The following is an 18,312-nucleotide window of genomic DNA, read 5'->3' as shown; positions in this document are numbered from 1 at the left end:
ATGACCTTGCAGATGTGTGAGGAAGCCGCGATGACCGCGATCGCCCTTCAAGCCACGCGTCGCCAGCCCGAGCGACCGACAATGGCCGCGTCCGCGGCATGCCTTGGACCGATCGACCCGGATGTCATCAGCACCGCCATCCCCGCCTTCTTCATCGGGCGCAACGGCGCCGGCCTCTGGGTCGCGCGCGAGGCGCATGGGCGCGTCGGCGGTCTCTTTCTGTTCAAGAGCTCAGCGGTCGATTTCGCCAACCGGCAGAGTGGCCTCGCAAGATGCGCGTTGGTGTTTCCCGCCGAGACCTTCGAGCTCGATATCGAGAACCGCGGCAATCCGCTGATCGCGCTAGCGGAGGGTGCGAGACGGCTCCTGGCCCGCGCGGCGACAAGGCTGCGGATATGATCGAGCTCAAGATCGCCATCCTGGTTGCGGTGATGGGTGCATTGCTGCTCGGCCTGCGCATCGGCGTCGCGCCTGCCACGGACAAGTAGCATGCAGCTCCTCAAGGGAAATCTGGAGCAGGCGGTCACGACGACGATCCTGACCATGACGCTGAGCCTGATCTGGGGCGCGGTCCTGACAATCGTGATCACGCTCGTGGCACGCGGGCTGGGAGTTTAGAACCCGGCACATCGATGGACCGTGAATTGACCATGGCTGCCTACGAGGCGAGCAGCCGGGTACGTAGCGCTGTCGCGATGCCCGCGTGAGGCCGCGTATCCCCGCGAAAAGATCTGGCCGATCTGGCGCTATTTCACGGAACCGTGTAGATCGGTTTCATGAGCACAAGCAGCGTCAACGTCGTCGCCCACCCCCTGGTCCAGCACAAGCTCTCCCTCATGCGGGAGAAGGACCGCTCGACCAAGAGTTTTCGCGAGATCCTGAACGAGATCGGGATGCTGCTCGGCTACGAGGTGACGCGCGATCTGCCACTGGAACTCGTCGAGATCGAGACGCCGATCTCCCCGATGCGGGCACCGAAGATCGCCGGCAAGAAGCTCACGCTGGCGCCGATCCTGCGCGCCGGCGTCGGCTTCCTCGACGGCATGCTGGCGCTGATGCCGTCGGCGCGCATCGCCCATATCGGGCTCTACCGCGATCCCGAGACATTGCAGGCCGTGGAATATTACTTCAAGGCGCCGCAGGACCTGTCCGACCGCACCGTGATCCTGATGGACCCGATGCTGGCGACCGGCAACTCGGCCTGCGCCGGCGCCTCCCTGCTCAAGGCGCGCGGCGCCCGCGACATCCGCTTCGTCTGCCTTCTGGCCGCGCCCGAAGGCATCGCGCAGTTCCAGAGCGAGCATCCCGACGTGCCGATCTGGACCGCCGCGATCGACGAGCGGCTCAACGACCACGGCTACATCGTGCCGGGCCTGGGCGATGCCGGCGACCGGATGTTCGGCACCAAGTAGACAGGTCTGCGCGATCGGGTTAGTCCGGTTGCCATGAGCGTCAACCAATTTTCGCTTCAATCGCTGATCGGTGCCGAAGGTGCCGAGCCCGCCTTCGTGTTTGACGGCAGGCCGGTCTCGCGCGCGGAATTCTCCGGGAAGGTCGAGCAGACCGCCGCATGGCTTGCCGCGCAAGGCATCGGCCAGGGCGACGTGGTCGCGGTCTGGCTGGTCAACCGGGTCGAATGGATCGCATTGCTGTTCGCCGCCGCCCGCTGCGGTGCGATCGTCGCCGCGGTCAATACCCGCTACCGCAGCGCGGAAGTCGGCCATCTGCTCAAGGTGTCCGGCGCCAGGCTGATGGTGGTCGAGGCCTCGTTCCGCTCGATCGATTTTGCCGCCATCCTCGCCGAGGTCACCAGGGACGAAGTACCCGCGCTGCAAAGGCTCGCGGTGGTCGGCGGGGATGCGATCCCCGCACACTGGCCCTGTGTGCGCTTCGATGCGTTCGAGACGTCCTATCCGCCAGCACCGCCGGCGCAGGCAGATGTCGATCTGCCGGTACTGCTCTACACGACATCAGGCACGACCAAGGGACCGAAGCTCGTCGCGCATTCGCAGCGGACGCTCGCCACGCACGCCGCCTCCGTCGCCAAGGCGCTCAAACTCTCGCCACAGCGCCATTCGTTGCTGGCCATGCTGCCGTTCTGCGGCACCTTTGGCATGACCAGCCTGCTCGGCTTCGTCGCAGCCGGCGCGACCATCCATGTGCTCGATGCTTTCGAGGCGGCATCAGCGTCGAAGGTCCTTGGCGAGCACAAGATCACGCACGCCTTCGGCTCCGACGAGATGTTCCGCCGCATCCTCGCGCTCGCCGACACACCACGGCCATTCCCGCATCTCGAAGTCTGCGGCTTCGCCGCGTTCCAGTCCGGCTGGCGCGAGCTCGCCGCGGAGGCCGAGGCGCGCGGCATGCCGTTGTTCGGCCTCTACGGCTCGAGCGAGGTGCAGGCGCTGTTCTCGATCACCCGCCCCGATGATGCCTTCGCCAATCGTATCGAAGGCGGCGGGTGGCCGATGTCTCCCGACGCGAAGGTGCGCGCGCGCGACACCGAGACCGGGGAGCTGGCGGCGCAAGGCGTCTCCGGCGAGATCGAGATCAGCGCGCCCTCGTGCTTCCTTGGCTATTTCAACAACCCGGATGCGACGCGCGATGCGATCACCGCCGACGGCTTCTTCCGCACCGGCGACATCGGTCGGATGCGCGGCGACGGCGCCTTCGTCTACGAGACCCGCGCGGGCGATGCGATGCGGCTCGGCGGCTTCCTGGTTGCCCCCGGCGAGATCGAGGACGAGCTCAAAGCCTGCACGGGGGTTGCCGACGCCCAGGTTGTCGCGATCGATCTCAAGGGGCAGGCGCGCTGCGTCGCCTTCGTGATTCCGGCCGAGGAGCCGCCGCAGCAGGAGATGCTGGTGGCGCGCCTGCGCGAGCGGCTCGCCGGCTACAAGGTGCCGGCACGAATCTATATCGTCGATGCTTTCCCCGTCACCGACAGCGCCAACGGTGTGAAAATCCAGCGCGCCCGGCTTCGCGCCATGGCGATGGAACGGATTGCCGCCGAATAGGCCCGCCTGTTTCAGATAGCTCGCGAGATTCTAGCGCGCGGCGCGAAACTGCGCCGACAGCGCGTCGCGGTGCCCGGGCGCCGCGATCGCGATCATGAGGCGCGCGCGCTCGGCAAGGCCGCAGCCGCGCAACTCCGCAACGCCCCATTCGGTCACGATGGCATCGACGTCGGCGCGCGGCGTCGTCACGGTCTCCACATTGACGACAATGCGGCTGGTCCCGTCGGACGCCGTCGCCGGCAGCGCGATGATCGCCCTGCCCCCGGGCGATGCATTGGCACCGCGCACGAAATCGAGCTGCCCGCCGATGGCGCCGATCGCGACGCCGTTCAGCGTCTCGGAATTGACGCTGCCGTCGAGCCCGACCTGGAGCGCCGAGTTGATCGCGACCAGCCGGCTGATCCGCGCCAGCACGTTCTGGCCGTGCGTGTACAACGTCGGTCGCACCGAAACAGCCTTGTTGTCGTGCACGAAGCGATAGAGCCGCTTCGTGCCGATCACCTGGTTCGTCACCGTGGTCCCGGCATCGATTCCCTTCTGCGCATTCGTCACCGCGCCGCGCTCGATCAGGTCGACGACGGCGTCATTGATCAGGCCGGAATGGATGCCGAGATTGCGCGCATGCGATAGCGAAGACAGGATCGCATCCGGAATCCGGCCGACGCCGAACTGAAGCGTGCTGCCGTCGGCGATCAGGCTCGCCGCATGTGACGCGATTTTCCGTGAGACGTCATCAAGTGGCGCCGACGGCAGTTCGACGGGCGGACGGCGAGCGGCGACCCGCAGATGGATCGGCGCGTCCGCAGGCCATTCCGCGCCAAACGTCCAGGGCGCATCCGGATTGATCTCGGCGATGACGACGCGCGCGCCCCGTGCGGCATCGATGACATGATCGTTGGAGAGGCTTGCGCTCAATCGACCATCGCCGGACTCGGCGAGTTGCACCAGCACCACATCCGCACGGTGGCGCCGTGAGGCGAAATCGGCGCAGAAGGCGCTGTAATTGCTCGGGATCACGTCGAGCCGTCCCGCTTTCGCGAGCCGCCGCGCATTCCCGATCACACCATAGCTCTGGACCGAGATGTTGGGCGCGCACGCCGCGGAAAAGGTGTCGGAGAATATTGGACCGACCATCATGCGGAACGCCGGCAGATGCCCGGCTTGCGCGACCAGCGCTTCGGTCAGGGTGACCGGCTCAGCCGTTGCCTGCCCGCACACGACACTGTCGCCCTCCCGGATCAGGCCGGAGAAGTCGAGGTCCATTGGCGTCCCCGCTCAGCGATTCGCGCGAAGACTAGTAAGACTTCGCCAGTCCGAGCACCTTCTCCGCAATGAAGCTGAGCGCGAGCTGCGGGCTGACCGGCGCGATGCGCGGGATCAGGACCTCGCGCAGATAACGCTCGACGTGGAACTCCTTGGCGTAGCCGAAGCCGCCATGGGTCATCACCGCCTGCTCGCAGGCGTGGTAGCCGGCTTCGCCTGCAAAATACTTCGCGGCGTTCGCGCCAGCGCCGCAAGGCAAGCCCTTGTCGTATTGCCAGGCCGCCTGCATCACCATCAGCCAGGCCGCCTCGAGCTCGACCCAGTTCACCGCAAGCGGATGCTGGATGCCCTGGTTCTTGCCGATCGGACGGTTGAACACCACGCGCGTCTTGGCATATTCGGTCGCGCGCGACAGCGCGAGCTTGCCGAGGCCGACGGCTTCGGCGGCGATCAGGATACGCTCCGGATTCATGCCTTCGAGGATATACTGGAAGCCCTTGCCCTCTTCGCCGATGCGGTCCTCCATCGGGATCTCGAAATCCTCGAAGAACAGCTCGTTGGAATCGACGATCTTGCGGCCCATCTTCTCGATCTCGTGGACCTTGATCTTCTTGCGGTCGAAATCCGTATAGAAGAGGCTGAGGCCATGGGTTGGCGAACGCACCTCTTCCAGTGGCGTGGTGCGCGCCAGCAGCAGGATCTTGTGTGCGACCTGCGCGGTGGAGATCCACACCTTCTGGCCGTTGACGATGTAGCGGTCGTTCTTGGCCACGGCACGCGTCTTGAGCTGCGTGGTGTTGAGGCCGGTGTTGGGCTCGGTGACGGCGAAGCAGGCCTTCTCGCGGCCCTCGACCATCGGCGGCAGCATGCGCTTGCGCTGCTCCTCGGTGCCGAACACGACGACGGGGTTGAGCCCGAAGACGTTGATATGCACCGCAGACGCACCGGACATGCCGGCACCGGATTCCGCGATGGCGCGCATCATGATCGCGGCCTCGGTGATGCCAAGCCCGGAGCCGCCATATTCCTCCGGCACACAGATGCCGAGCCAGCCGGCATCGGCCATTGCCTTGTGGAAGTCGTGCGGGAAGCCGCCGTCATGGTCCTTCTTCAGCCAATAGGCGTCGGGAAAGTCTTCGCAAACTCTTGCGACGGCGGCGCGAATGGCTTCCTGCTGATCGGTGAGCGCGAAATCCATGTTCTTGATCTCCTTATTGGGAGCCGGGCTCCGATCCTAGCGCCCCATCTGTGATGGGCAGCCAGAGAATGATCGAGGGAAACGCGACCAAAATCGCGATCGCAATCAGGTGCGCGATGAAGTGCGGGAAGGTGCCGTGGAAAACCTCCGCCACCGGCCGCTTGGCGTAGCGGGCGACAATAAAACAGTGGAGTCCCACCGGCGGCGTGATCATGCCGACCTCGGCGGTGACGATCTTGATGACGCCGAACCAGATCGGATCGAAGCCGAGCGTCTTGATCAGCGGCAGCACGATCGGCACGGTCAGCACCAGGATCGCGATCTGGTCCATGAACGAGCCGAGCACGATGTAGCCGCACAGGATCAGCGTGATGATCACCCAGCGCGAGGCCGGCAAGGACCCGATCCAGGCGACGAGGTCCTGCGTGACATGGGTGAGCGTGAAGAAATAGCCGAAGATCGAGGCACCGACCAGGATCATGATGATCATGCAGGTGCCGTGGCAGGCGCGCAGCAGCGTCGCATAGAGCGAGGACGGCGTGATCTTGCCCTTGACGATGGCGAGCAGGAAGGCGCCGAACGCGCCGAAGGCGGAGGCTTCCGTCGGCGTCGCGACGCCGAGATAGATCGTGCCCGTCACGATCGAGAACAGCACCACCATCGGCGAGACCTGCCACAGCAGCGCAAACTTCTCGCGCCACGGTACCGACTTCGCGGCCGGTGCGCGCGAGGGATCCTGCCAGACCAGGAAATAGATCGTGGCCATGATGGTGAACGTCACCAGGATCGCCGGGATGATGCCGCTGATCAGCAGCTTGCCGATGTTCACTTCGGCCAGCAGGCCGAAGATGACGAGCGCAACGCTGGTCGGCAGCAGCATCGACAGCGTGCCTGAGATCGCAACCACGCCGGCGGCCATCTTCGGCTCGTAGCCCTGGCGGATCATCGCCGGCAGGCTGGTCGAGGACAGCGTCGCGGCCGAGGCCGTTGACGTGCCGCAGATCGCGCCAAAACCGGCGCCGGCGAGTGCGGTGGCCATGCCGAGGCCGCCGGGAATGCGGCCGACCCAGGCCGAGGCGGTCTTGAACAGATCGTCCGCGACACCCGACAGCAGCACGAGGTCTGCCATCAAGAGAAACATCGGAATGGTGATCAGCTCGTAAGCCGAGACGGTCGAGAGCGGCGCTGTCTGCAGGATGCCGAGCAGCGTGCCCCATCCACCGACCATGACGAGGCCGACCGAACCGGAGAAGGCCATGGCGAAACCGACGGGCGTGCCGAGGGCAAGCAGGCCGAACAGCAGGGCGAGAACGATGAAAGGTGTCATGGATATCGCCCGTTACTCGAAGCCGCGTGCTTCGCCGACGCCGGTCACCGGCGGCAGCGGATAGAGGTCGCGGCCGCTGACGAGGCTCAACACATTGCCGACCAACTGGAGCGCGAGCCGCAACACCAGCACGCCGCAACCGAACGGCACCAGCGCCGCCGAGATCCAGGGCGGCCAGGGGATCGCGCCGGAGAGCACGTCGTGCTGTTCGTAATTCTCCAGCGCCCGCTCGAACCCGACCTTGCAGATGAGGATGAACACGAACAGGCCGGCGAGCGCGGTGACGATCTCGGACAGCCGCCGCCCCGTCAGCGAGAAGCGCGACAGGAGGATGTCCACGCCGACATGGACATGCTCGCGCAACGCATCCGACAGCGTGAAGAAGAACACGCCGGCGAGGAGATAGAGCCCGATCAGATCATAGGTGAAGGAGAAAGGGCTGTTCAGCGCGTAACGCATGAACACGTCGGCCACCACCAGCAGCATGATCACGAACATGAACACCACCGCGATCACCGTCAGCGCGCGCTCCAGCGCGCCGAGCACATCTCCTGCCCGCTTGATCACCTTCCGCGCCTCCCTCTTGGTTGTCGGACTACCTGGCGCTACTTTGCGCCGCCGGTGGCGAGCAGATCGTCGAACTCCTTCAGCGCGGCAGACGCCTGCTTGCCGCGGCTGTCGAGCCCGCTCGCCCACTCCTTGCCGACGCCCTTGAGCTTGTCCTTGATCTCGGTGCGCGTCGCATCCGGGAGCGGATCGAAGCTGATGCCTTCGTCCTGCATTTGCTTCTTGGTGACTTCGCCTTCTTTTTCGACGCCGGCGCAGGCTTGCGGCGTAATCGCCTCCGAAGCCTCGTTCATCGCCTTCTTCACGTCGTCGGGCAGCTTGTCCCAGACCGACTGGTTGATGGAATAGGCGACGATGAAGCTGCCGAAGCTGACGCCTTCGGTGGCGTGCTTGACCAGCTTGTCGAGGCCGTAGGAGACGACGCTGTCGAGCGGGAACAGCAGGCCGTCCATGGTGCCGCGCGAGAGCGACTCATAGGCATCGGGCGCAGCCATGCGCACCGGCACGGCGCTGAGCGCACGCAGCGTCAGATCCTGCGCGCCGCCCGTGGTGCGCAGCTTCAGGCCCTGCATGTCCTTGGTGGTTTCCACCTTCGACTTGACGGTCCACACCTGGTAGGGCGGCAGCACCACGGCGAGCAGCAGCTTGATCTTGTTCGGCGCGTATTCCTGCTTGGCAGAGAATGCCTTCACGCGCGGTCTTCCAATAAGCGAGCGTGCCCTGGCAGCTGGTCGCGAACGCGCCCGGCAATTGCGCGACTTCCGACAGCGGCATCTTGTCGGAGACATAGGACGGTCCGATGTAGCCGATGTCGACCACGCCGGACTGCGTCAGACGCAGCATGTCGGCGGCCTTGCCGATCTGCTGGTTCGGATAATAGGTGAAGGTCACCGCGCCATTGGTGCGCCTGGTGACGTCGTCCATCCAGGGCTTGAGCATCAGGCGGACGAGATAGTGACCGGCGGGGAAGCTATCGGCGACCTTCAGCTCCAGGGCCTGCGCCGGCATTGTCGAGACCGGCAGCGAGAGAGCGAGCACCGCTGCGGCCCGGGCCAGATTCTTCTTCATGTCGTTCTCCTTGACGCGTCCCCACGCCGAATGCGGCAGCGAATTGCTGCGGCGCCGTCCGGCCCTCGCTCCATTTCTTGCTCGAAAATGTACATATATGTGAATTTATCTGTCAAGCATATGAACTATTCATGGCGCTATGCGCCACGGACCGGAGCCGTCGAATTGACACGGCCACTTTATGAACCCTAACTCCACGTATATGAATTCATCAAACGAGGCCTCATGGGACCGCTCGCCGGCTTCACCATTCTCGACCTGACTTCGGTGCTGATGGGCCCCTACGGCACCCAGGTGCTGGCGGACATGGGCGCCGACGTGATCAAGGTCGAAAGCCCTGAGGGCGACATCGTTCGCCAGATCGGCCCCGGCCGCACGCCCGGCATGGGCGGGATGTTCCTCAATGCCAATCGCGGCAAGCGCAGCATCGTGCTCGACCTGAAGAAGACGGAAGGCCGCGACACCTTGCTGCGGCTGGCGAAGCACGCCAACGCGCTCGTCTACAACGTGCGACCACAGGCGATGGCGCGTCTCGGCCTCGACTACGAGACACTTCGCAAGATCAACCACGCGCTCGTCTATGTCGGCGCGTTCGGCTACGGCCAGGCCGGGCCCTATGCCGCAAAGCCCGCCTACGACGATCTGATCCAGGGCGCCGCCACCATTCCGACGCTGCTTGCGGCGGCCGGCGACGGCACGCCGCGCTACGTCCCCGTCACCATCGCCGACCGCATCGTCGGCCTGATGTTGGTCAATGCCGTCATGGGCGGGCTGATGCATCAGAGCCGCACCGGCGTTGGCCAACGCATCGACGTGCCGATGTTCGAATCGATGACGGAGTTCGTGCTGGTCGATCATCTGGGCGGCCTCACCTACGATCCGCCGCTCGACCATGGCGGCTATGCCCGCCTGCTGTCGCGCTATCGCCGCCCCTACAAGACCAGCGACGGCTATCTCTGCGTCCTCATCTACAACGACAAGCACTGGCGCAGCTGCTTCGAGGCGATCGGACAGCCGCATTTCCTCGATCAGCCGCGCTTCGCCAACCACGCCGCGCGGACGAAGCACATCGACGAGATCTACGAGGAGATCGGCCACATCTTCCTCACACGCACCACCGCTGAGTGGCGCGAGCTGCTCGAGCGCGCGGACATTCCGGTGATGCCGATGCACACGCTGGAGACGATCCTCGACGATCCGCATCTCCGAGCGATCGACTTCTTCCGGACGGTGGATCATCCCGTCGAAGGCCGGATCCGCCAGATGCGCGTGCCCTCCACCTGGAGCGTGACCCAGCCGGAAGCCGCGGGCCCCGCACCGACCCTCGGCCAGCATGGCCGCGACATTTTGCGCGAGGCCGGCTTCTCGACCGAGGAAATCGAACAGCTCGCGGAGCAAGAAGCAGTTCACCTGGCCGCGCCGCCCTAAGGGACAGCGCTGGCCAGAATCGCAGCAATACAGGGAGGAAACCGCGATGGCCGGACTTTATTTCGAGGACTTTTCCGTGGGCCAGGAGTTCAGGCATCCGCTGACCCGGACCGTCACGGAGATGGACAACACCATGTTCAGCCTGCTGACGCTCAACCCGCAGCCGCTGCATATCGACGCGCATTTCGCTGAAAAGACCGAGTTCGGCCAGCGCATTTTCAACAGCCTTTACACCCTCGGCATCATGATCGGCATGACGGTCTATGATACGACCATGGGGACCACCGTTGCCAATCTCGGCATGACCGACGTCACGTTCCCAAAACCGGTCTTCCATGGCGACACCTTGCGGGCGACGACGAAGGTGCTTTCGTTGAGGGAATCCAAATCGCGCCCGAGAGCGGGTATCGTCGAGTTCGAGCACCACGCCTTGAACCAGAACGACGAGATCGTCGGCAAATGCCGCCGCATGGCGATGATGCACAAGAGGCCGGTCTGATGCGTTCGATGCTGTTCGTGCCGGGGGACTCCCCGCGCAAATTCGAGAAGGCGAGCGAAGGCAAGGCCGACGCGCTGATCATCGATCTCGAGGATTCCGTCGTCACCGACAAGAAGCCGGAAGCGCGCGGGCTGACGCTTGCGATGCTGAAGGGCCGCCCCGGCCCGCATCAGCTCTATGTCCGCGTCAACGCGCTCGACACCGGCCTGACGCTCACCGATCTCGCCGCGGTGATGCCCGGCAAGCCCGACGGCATCGTGCTGCCGAAATCGCAAGGCGGCGATGACGTGCGCCAGGTTGCGACCTGGCTCGAAGCCTTGGAAGCAGCCGCCGGCATCACCGTCGGCGCGACCCGCATCGTTTGCGTCGCCACCGAAACCGCCAGCTCGATCTTTGGGCTTGGCAGCTACAAGGGCTGCTCCCCCCGCCTCGCAGGCCTGATGTGGGGTGCGGAAGATCTCTCGGCCTCGCTCGGCGCCACGGAAAAGGCCTCGGGCGGCGTGTTCCACAGCCCCTACCGCCTCGCGCGCGATCTCTGCCTGATGGCGGCGGCCGCGGCCGAGGTCGCGCCGATCGACACCGTCTATACCGACATCGACAACCTCGCCGGCCTCGAGCAGGAAACGCGCGCCGCGCGGCGTGACGGTTTTTCGGCGAAGGCGCTGATCCATCCGAAACATGTCGACGTCGTCAACGCGGCATTCGAGCCGACCGAGGCTGAGCGCACCTGGGCGGAAAAAGTGATCGCCGCATTCGCGAACAATCCGAACTCCGGCACGCTGCGGCTCGACGGCCAGATGATCGACAAGCCGCACCTTCGCGCCGCGAAGAAGATCCTCGGCCAGACCTAGATTGGAACGCCGCCACCATGATCGTTCGCCAAGCCGCCAACGTCCTGGAGATCATGGAATTCTTCGCGCAAACGAGGAAGCCGGCGACGCTTGCCGAGATCGCCGATCATTTCGGCTGGCCGCGCTCGTCGACCTTCAACCTGCTCGCGACGCTGTCCGAGAAGGGCTACCTCTATGAGCCGCGGCCGCGCGCCGGATTCTATCCGACGCCGCGCTGGCTGGCGATGGCACGGATGATCTCCGAGGTCGAGCCGCTGCCGCCGTGGACGCATCAGCTGATCGCAGATCTCTCCGCCGAGACCGGCGAGACTGCATCCATCGTGGCGCCGGCCGGCGTGATGGCGGTGTTCATCGACGTCGTCGAATCCCAGGCCGCGATCCGCTATTTCGCGACCATCGGCCACCGCGTGCCGATCCACGCCAGCGGCCGCGCACTGCTGCTGCAATATTCGCAGGAAGAGCGCGACTCCGTCTATCGCAAGATCGAGTTCAAGCAATACGGGCCCTCGACGCCGATCAGCATCGAGGCGGTCGAGATCGAGCTGCGCAATTCGATCGCGCGCGGCTACTGCCAGAGCTTCGCCGATTACAGCCGCGACCTCGCCGGCGCGGCGATCCCACTGCCGATCGGTGATCGCCGGCTCTCCGTCGTCGTCGCAGGGCCGGAATTTCGCATTGGTCCAAAAGTGCCGGAGGTGGCCGCCCTGATCGCACGGACCGTCGACCGGCTGCGGCCGAAGACGACCGCGGCCTAAAGCCGGAGCCTCATTCGAGTCCCTGAACGGGCGGGGTCGAAGTCTCCGCCGGCGGAGCCGGGGCAGCTTGAACTGGCTGCACTGGGGGCGCGGCTTGAGCCGGCGGATTGCTGGCAGCTCTGATCTGGCCGTTGGCATTCATCGCCTCACGTGCGCGCGGCGGAGCGCCGGTCGCGGCTGCGCGGTACGCCTCGCGGCGTGGCGGCTGCTGGTGTCTTGCCGACCGCGAACCTCTCACGCCCCATGACCTCGCGATTGAAGGACCGGCGGTATAGCCAATCACTGCACCCGCGACCGCACCGACCGGACCGAGCACGACGGCCCCGGACACGGCGCCTATCGCCGCAGCACCAGCGCGCTCCTGCGCAACGGCGCTCGCGGGCACGCCAGCCAGCAGCACGACCGCAGTGATCAAAACTTTCTTCATCGGAGCGCCTCCCTCTCGGGAGATCACTCTTACTCAAATATGGCCGCACGAGGTTTGTTCGTTGCCCAACACGGGGCAATGGCCGATGGAACTCCGGCAATTCAGAGACCCCCGCCGCCATTCGCGGTTCCAGCGGGGCCAGATCACGGCGCGATCTTGTCGCCGGTAAATCCGTTACCATCGAGCGCACGACGCACGGTGCCGTCTACCTTGGCTTCATCCAGGAAGCGCGCCGCCCAGGCCTTCGCCACGGCCTTGCCCTTGGGAACGACCACAACCACGCCGGTCGACTGGATCACCTCATCCAGCACCTTGGTTCCGGGCAGCTTACGCGAAAGGTCTTCCAGAGCTCCCATGCCCATCGCCAGAGCATCGAGCTGCCCCTTGCCGATCAATTCGGCCGCCTCTTCCGGCTTCACGAACTTTGTCAGCTTCGCCTGCTTCAAGGATTTCTCGACCGTGCGTGACGTCGATGTTCCCTCGATGCAGCCGACCCGCATGCCGGCGCGATCGACATCCGCAACCGAGCGGATGACCGATCCGGCGCGGATGAGATAGCCGCTCATATAGGCGACGTAAGCCGGACCCTGGTCCACGAACGCCTCGCGCTTGACGTCCGCCGGCATGAAGGAGAGATCCCAGACGTCCTTACTGCTGGCCGCGGCGATCTCGTCGGAGCTCTGATATTCGACGAGTTGGAGCGGAACGTGCAGCTTGTCAGCGGCGGCCCTAGCGAGCTCGACGGTGACGCCGCGCGGCTTTCCGGTGGAAGGATCGCGCGTGGTCCAGAAGGCCGACGCGGCCGGGCCGACGGCCACCGCTACGCGGAGCGCTCCCGTCGGCGCGACGTCGACGGGGCCTTCGGCCTTTGCAACGGTGATCGCAAAGGTCAGACCCAACGTGGCGATCACAGCATGCTGCAACATGAGCACCTCCCGACGCGATAATGGCTGCAGGGATCGGTTAAACGATCTTGATCGACATATCCGGCAAGCCCTCGAGCTTGCACAAGAGCACGTCGCCCTTCACCACCGGGCCGACATTCTCCGGCGTGCCGGAATAGATGATGTCGCCGGCTTTCAGCTCGAACGCTTCGGAGAGCTTTGCTATCTGCTCGGCGACGCTCCAGATCATCTTGCTGAGATCCGAGTTCTGTTTCACCGTGCCGTTGATCGCGAGCGAAATGGCGCCCTTCTCGAAATGGCCGGTCTTGCTGGCCGGATGGATCGGCCCGATCACCGCGGCGTGGTCAAAGCTCTTGCCGATCTCCCAGGGCTTCTTTTCCGCGGCCATGCCGTTCTGGAGATCGCGCCGGGTCATGTCGAGGCCGAGCGCGTAGCCATAGACGTGATCGAGCGCCTTGTCGGCCGGGATGTTGGTGCCTCCCGATTTCAGCGCGGCGACCAGTTCGACCTCGTGATGATAGTTCTTGGTCAGCGACGGATAGGGATGGTCGGCGACCTCGCCCACCGCAACGTTCTGGATAGCATCCGTCGGCTTCTGGAAGAAGAACGGCGGCTCGCGGTTCGGATCCGAGCCCCGCTCGATCGCGTGCGCGGCATAGTTGCGGCCGATGCAGTAGATGCGGCGGACCTGGAACACACTCGTTTCGCCGACGATCGGGATCGAAACCATCGGCACCGGGAAGATCGGCTTGGGTGCGACGTGCGCCGCAGCCGACGTCACCTCAGTGAGGCCCGCCGCCGTCATCGCGGCTGCGGCCGTGAGCACGCTGCGTCGCGTGGTTTTTGTCATGGCTTCACTCCCTGATATTTGCCGTTTCTTGTCGAACGGTAGTCTTAGAGCCAAATGCAGGGCGGGCCAATGGCCCGCCCTGTACGTCTTAAGTCGCGACGCGATCGAAGAACGCGCGAACTTTTTGCGCGCATGCGTCCGGGTCAGTCGCGGCGACGTGATAGGAATCGCCCGGCAGCACTTCCAGCTTCGAGCCCGGAATCGTTTCCTGCCACGCCTTCACGGAGGCGACGTCGCCAAGACCGGAGCCGGTCGTGGTGATCACCAGCGTCGGACGCTTGATGGACGGAAGTTCGTCGGTGACGTCGACGGTCGGCACCATCTGGAGGAATGCCTCCAGCGTCGAAGCCTTGGTCTTCGACATCAGCTTGATCCACCAGTCGAGCGCTGCCGGGGGTAGCGACGAGCCGAGACGGCCTGCGGTGGTCTCGCGCACCCAGGGCTCGACGCCCTGCTCGCGGATCTGCTTGCGCCAGGTCGGCGCACGCTCGTTGAACGAGGTGAGCGAGGCCGGCGCACCGACCGCGGCGACTGCGATCACGCGATCCGGGTGTTTTGCGGTCAGGTGCATCGCCAGCGTGCCGCCGATCTTGCCGCCAACCAGGAAAACGCGATCGAGCTTCAGCGCGTCCAGCATCCGGATGATGTCGTCGCCGAGACCGGCGAAACGATAGGCATAGGTGCCCTGCATCGGCGTCGAATCGCCGTAGCCGCGCAGGTCAGGCCGCACCACCAGATGATGCGTGGCGAAATACGGCACCCAGCGCCGGAACGCCTCGCCGCTCTCGGCGAGCCCGTGCAGCATCACGACCGGCGGCTTGATGTCCCACGGCAGCAGATAGTCGTCGATGCGAACCGCAAGCTCGCAATCCTCTCCGACACCGATCTTCCGCAGTTCGCTACCCATCAGATACACCTCGTTCCACCGCCATCGACATTGATGCAGGTACCAGTAATGAAGGATGCGCGGTCTGAACAGAGGAACGCGACGATGCCGGACACTTCATGCGGCTGCCCGACGCGGCCGAGCGGAACCGAGGCGATCGCCGCAGCATTGGTCGCGCCCTGATCCTGGCCCGCGATCGCCGCACCTTGAGAGATGAGGCTGTCCCAACGATCGGTCTGCACCGGTCCGGGATTGACGCCGGTGACCAGCACATTGTCCGGCGCGCATTCCTCGGCAAGCGCCAGCGTGAAGTTCAGCAGCGCGGCATTGACCGCGCCGCCGGCCATATAGGCCGCGCGCGGCTGGTGGCCGCTGCGGCCGATGATGTTGATGACGCGGCCCCAGCGGCGGTCGCGCATTTCAGGCAGGAGATTGCGTGCACAGCGCATGTAGCCGAGCAGCTTCAGCTCGATCGACTTGGCCCAGGTCGCGTCGGGCGTCTCCGCGATCCGGCCCATCGGCGAGGCGCCGGCGTTGTTGACGAGGATATCGATGCGGCCGAAGGCCTCGCGCGCGGTGGTCATTGCACGGGCTATGTCGTCAGGCTTGGTCATGTCGCCGGCACAGGCGATCACGCGCCGGCCGGTGTCCCGCGACATCTCCTGCGCCGACGCCGCAAGCCGCTCGGCATCGCGGGCGACGATGACGACATGCGCCTGCTCGCGCGCGAGTTCGGCGGCAATGGCACGGCCGATACCGATGCTGCCGCCGGTAACGACGGCAACCTTGCCGCCCAGATTGAGATCCATGACGCTACCCTAATCCACTGTGGCGCCGGACGCCTTGACGAGCTTGCCCCACTTCGTGGTTTCGTCCGCCATGAACTGCCCGAACGCCGGACCAAACACCGTGCCGGGCTCGGCGCCAAGCTCGGCAAGCCGCTTCTTGACATCCGGCATCTTCAGAATGGTCTCGAGTTCGCCACTCAGCTTGGCGAGCGCGGGCGCGGGCGTCTTGGCCGGCGCCACCAGTCCGAACCAGGACGAAGCCTCGAAGCCGGGAATGGTGTCAGCCACGGTCGGCACATCAGGCAGCGCCTCCGCACGCTTGGTACCAGCAACCGCGATCGCATTGATGGCCTTGCCCTGCACCTGCGGCAGCACCGCCGGCATGTTGTCGAACATGAAGGGGATCTGGCCCGCGAGCAGATCGTTCATCGCCGGCGCGGCGCCGCGATAGGGCACATGGACGATGTCCACACCGGCCATGCTCTTGAGCAGCTCGCCGGCGAGGTGGTTGGTCGAGCCGATGCCGGACGAGCCGAAATTCAGCGAGCCGGGCTTGGCCTTGGCGAGCGCGATCAGCTCGCCGACGTTCTTCGCCTGCACCGACGGGTTGACGACCAGCACAATCGGCACCGAGGCGATCAGCGCCACCGGCGCAAAGGCCTTGGCGGGATCGAACGGCAGCTTCTTGTAGAGCGAACCGTTGATCGTCAGCGGAGGCGGCGCGGTCAGCAGCAGGGTGTAGCCATCGGGCTCAGCGCTCGCCACCGTCTCGGCGCCGGTATTGCCGCCGGCGCCGCCGCGGTTCTCAACGAGGAAGGTCTGGCCGTTCCGTTCAGTCAGCTTCTGCGCGACGATGCGGGCGATGATGTCGTTGGACCCGCCGGCCGGGAACGGCACGATGATCTTGACGGGGCGGGAGGGATAATCCTGCGCTAGAGCCGCGCCGGAGAACAGAACGGCCGCACAGGCGGCCAGAAAGGTGCGTCGCATAACGCCGCGCATGGGCACTTCCTTGATGTTTGTCTTGTTGTTGATTGATTCATCACGCCGTCAGCAATGGCCTCAACTTGCCGACGTCGTCAAGCCGTTCGAGATGGCCGATCTGCTCGATCAGCTTCTCGGCCCTGTCACTGCCCAATACCGGTGCAATCAGATCCCGCGTCTTGGCCGCCACTGCTTCCGTGCTCAGCGGATTCTCCTTGGTGCCCGGCGGATACTTCGTGAAGTGCTCGACCTTCTTGCCATCGGTCAATGTCACTTCGACGACAGCGCCGCGTGGCGCTGCCGGGTCCATCAGTGCCTTGTCGCCGGCCAGCGTCACCTTGGCGCGCTGCTCCAGGATTTTCGGATCGTGCATCAGCGCGACATCATGACTGTCGTTGAACGACACGGCGCCCTTGACCAGCGCGACAGCGACGAGATGCTGGCAGTTGACGTCTGGCATCGCGCTCTCGCCCACAATTCCCATCGCATCGGTCGGCAACTTGACCAGCATGCTACGCACATTATCTGGCGCGAGGCTGTGTTGCTTGCGCAACGTCAGCATCGCATCCAGCGGCGACTGGATGGGATAGCCGACCGAGAAGGTCTTGATTGCGGTCTCCGTGACATAGAAGCGCTTGCCGAGATCCTTCACCATCTCCTCCGGCTTCGGATCGGTCGACAGCGCGATGAAGAGATTGTGGGTGCCATCGAGCACGTCGTCGACGCCGGTGAGGCCCGCTTTCACCATGTCGACCGCCATGACGCCGTTGCGGGCCCCCATGCCGGCGAAGTCGAACGCCTTCTCGATGTGGTCGTGGTCCTTCACCCAGCTCCAGAGGCCGGACACCTGCTGCGACGAGTAGGAGATCGCGTAGCGCATTCCCCTCTCATCTAACCGCGCCAGCGAAGCGGCGGCACCAAGCGCGCCGAAGGTCGATGACGTCCCTTCGGCACTCCGATGCGAACCGCGGACGAGGTCGGGACCCAGAGCGAACAGCAGCCGGCAGGTCAGGTCGTAGCCGAGCGCGACGGCGCGAATGAAATCCTGTCCGCTGCGATGCTCGCGCTCGCCAATCGCGAGTGCAGCCGGCACGACCGAGCATCCCGGATGCGCCTTGGTGACGGGCTCGAAATCGTCGGTCTCGTCGGCATGCGCACACATCGCGTTCGCCAACGCCGCGTTAACAGCCGTGGTCCGGAAATCGGAGCCGACGACGGACGCCTGGGCATCGCCGCCGAGGGTGCGCACATACTTCAGCGCCATTTCGCCCGGCTTCATTCGCGAGCCCGAAACCATCGCGCCGAGCGTATCGAGAATGCGGTGCTTGCATTCACGCAGCACCTGCTCCGGCAGCTCCTGGTCGCGCGCGGCGACCATGTAGCGGGCGAGACGCTCGGTGACACCTGGGCTCGCCGCGAGAGCCGCACGGCCGCCGGTGGCGACCAATGCGGCAACCGAACCGGCGGACTGCAGGAAACCGCGGCGTGACGGCATGTTG

General features: G+C 65.0%; 19 protein-coding genes and 1 pseudogene. 8 read left to right on the top strand and 12 right to left on the bottom strand.

The genetic code is table 11. The features are described from left to right. The 4 genes from HAP41_RS10940 (at position 1) to HAP41_RS10930 (ending at position 3,017) form a co-directional block, all read left to right on the top strand. Positions 1-399 (top strand): hypothetical protein, encoded by a 399-nt coding sequence (locus HAP41_RS10940; RefSeq protein WP_166102521.1) that lies wholly within the window; start codon positions 1-3, stop codon positions 397-399. Between the two features lie 90 nt (positions 400-489). After that, positions 490-618: a hypothetical protein gene (locus tag HAP41_RS50025; RefSeq protein ID WP_256478590.1), complete on the top strand. Its 129-nt coding sequence runs from the start codon at positions 490-492 to the stop codon at positions 616-618. Positions 619-776: 158 nt separating this feature from the next. After that, positions 777-1,412, top strand: coding sequence for a uracil phosphoribosyltransferase (upp, locus tag HAP41_RS10935; protein ID WP_085405247.1), 636 nt, complete (start codon positions 777-779; stop codon positions 1,410-1,412). 33 nt (positions 1,413-1,445) lie between these two features. Beyond that, positions 1,446-3,017, top strand: coding sequence for an AMP-binding protein (locus HAP41_RS10930; protein WP_166102525.1), 1,572 nt, complete (start codon positions 1,446-1,448; stop codon positions 3,015-3,017). Positions 3,018-3,047: 30 nt separating this feature from the next. Here HAP41_RS10930 and HAP41_RS10925 read toward each other — a convergent pair whose 3' ends face one another. The 5 genes and pseudogenes from HAP41_RS10925 to HAP41_RS50330 form a co-directional block, all read right to left on the bottom strand. Beyond that, positions 3,048-4,280 (bottom strand): acetyl-CoA hydrolase/transferase family protein, encoded by a 1,233-nt coding sequence (locus HAP41_RS10925; RefSeq protein ID WP_166102530.1) that lies wholly within the window; start codon positions 4,278-4,280, stop codon positions 3,048-3,050. A 31-nt stretch (positions 4,281-4,311) separates the two neighbouring features. Further along, complete coding sequence (locus tag HAP41_RS10920) at positions 4,312-5,478, bottom strand: acyl-CoA dehydrogenase family protein (protein WP_166102533.1); 1,167 nt, start codon at positions 5,476-5,478, stop codon at positions 4,312-4,314. Positions 5,479-5,491: 13 nt separating this feature from the next. Beyond that, a complete protein-coding gene (locus tag HAP41_RS10915; RefSeq protein ID WP_166102536.1) occupies positions 5,492-6,805 on the bottom strand; it encodes a TRAP transporter large permease in 1,314 nt (437 codons plus the stop codon). Positions 6,806-6,817: 12 nt separating this feature from the next. Further along, on the bottom strand, positions 6,818-7,372 hold the full coding sequence (locus HAP41_RS10910; RefSeq protein ID WP_176400455.1) for a TRAP transporter small permease: 555 nt from the start codon (positions 7,370-7,372) through the stop codon (positions 6,818-6,820). Between the two features lie 38 nt (positions 7,373-7,410). Beyond that, positions 7,411-8,440, bottom strand: a pseudogene (locus HAP41_RS50330) (TRAP transporter substrate-binding protein). 225 nt (positions 8,441-8,665) lie between these two features. Here HAP41_RS50330 and HAP41_RS10900 point away from each other — a divergent pair. From HAP41_RS10900 to HAP41_RS10885, 4 genes are read left to right on the top strand one after another with little or no spacing between them, the layout of a single operon-like run. After that, a complete protein-coding gene (locus HAP41_RS10900; RefSeq protein WP_166102539.1) occupies positions 8,666-9,868 on the top strand; it encodes a CaiB/BaiF CoA transferase family protein in 1,203 nt (400 codons plus the stop codon). Positions 9,869-9,914: 46 nt separating this feature from the next. Beyond that, positions 9,915-10,367 carry a MaoC family dehydratase gene (locus tag HAP41_RS10895; RefSeq protein ID WP_028160689.1) on the top strand — a complete coding sequence of 151 codons (453 nt, stop codon included), beginning with the start codon at positions 9,915-9,917 and terminating at the stop codon, positions 10,365-10,367. Then, positions 10,367-11,218 (top strand): HpcH/HpaI aldolase/citrate lyase family protein, encoded by an 852-nt coding sequence (locus tag HAP41_RS10890; protein ID WP_166102542.1) that lies wholly within the window; start codon positions 10,367-10,369, stop codon positions 11,216-11,218. Before HAP41_RS10895 ends, HAP41_RS10890 begins: the two co-directional genes overlap by 1 nt. Positions 11,219-11,235: 17 nt before the next feature. Next, positions 11,236-11,973 carry an IclR family transcriptional regulator gene (locus tag HAP41_RS10885; protein ID WP_166102545.1) on the top strand — a complete coding sequence of 246 codons (738 nt, stop codon included), beginning with the start codon at positions 11,236-11,238 and terminating at the stop codon, positions 11,971-11,973. Positions 11,974-11,983: 10 nt separating this feature from the next. Here the strand turns inward: HAP41_RS10885 and HAP41_RS10880 are convergent, their stop codons facing one another. From HAP41_RS10880 to HAP41_RS10850, 7 genes are all read right to left on the bottom strand, one after another. Beyond that, positions 11,984-12,400, bottom strand: a complete 417-nt coding sequence (locus HAP41_RS10880) for a hypothetical protein (RefSeq protein ID WP_224580886.1) — start codon at positions 12,398-12,400, stop codon at positions 11,984-11,986. Between the two features lie 143 nt (positions 12,401-12,543). Further along, positions 12,544-13,326: a transporter substrate-binding domain-containing protein gene (locus HAP41_RS10875; protein WP_166102548.1), complete on the bottom strand. Its 783-nt coding sequence runs from the start codon at positions 13,324-13,326 to the stop codon at positions 12,544-12,546. A gap of 37 nt (positions 13,327-13,363) precedes the next feature. Continuing rightward, positions 13,364-14,155, bottom strand: a complete 792-nt coding sequence (locus HAP41_RS10870) for a fumarylacetoacetate hydrolase family protein (RefSeq protein WP_166102551.1) — start codon at positions 14,153-14,155, stop codon at positions 13,364-13,366. A gap of 88 nt (positions 14,156-14,243) precedes the next feature. Then, positions 14,244-15,062 (bottom strand): alpha/beta fold hydrolase, encoded by an 819-nt coding sequence (locus HAP41_RS10865; protein WP_166102554.1) that lies wholly within the window; start codon positions 15,060-15,062, stop codon positions 14,244-14,246. After that, positions 15,062-15,850, bottom strand: coding sequence for an SDR family NAD(P)-dependent oxidoreductase (locus HAP41_RS10860; protein ID WP_166102557.1), 789 nt, complete (start codon positions 15,848-15,850; stop codon positions 15,062-15,064). Before HAP41_RS10860 ends, HAP41_RS10865 begins: the two co-directional genes overlap by 1 nt. Before the next feature lie 9 nt (positions 15,851-15,859). Then, positions 15,860-16,831, bottom strand: a complete 972-nt coding sequence (locus HAP41_RS10855; protein WP_166102560.1) for a Bug family tripartite tricarboxylate transporter substrate binding protein — start codon at positions 16,829-16,831, stop codon at positions 15,860-15,862. A gap of 40 nt (positions 16,832-16,871) precedes the next feature. After that, a complete protein-coding gene (locus tag HAP41_RS10850) occupies positions 16,872-18,308 on the bottom strand; it encodes an MmgE/PrpD family protein (RefSeq protein WP_166102564.1) in 1,437 nt (478 codons plus the stop codon). Positions 18,309-18,312 lie beyond the last annotated feature (4 nt).

Origin of the sequence: Bradyrhizobium barranii subsp. apii (assembly GCF_011516635.5) — a bacterium.
Lineage (GTDB): Bacteria > Pseudomonadota > Alphaproteobacteria > Rhizobiales > Xanthobacteraceae > Bradyrhizobium > Bradyrhizobium barranii.
Note: the sequence above shows the minus strand (reverse complement) of the source record. Positions and strands in the feature narration are given on the sequence as shown.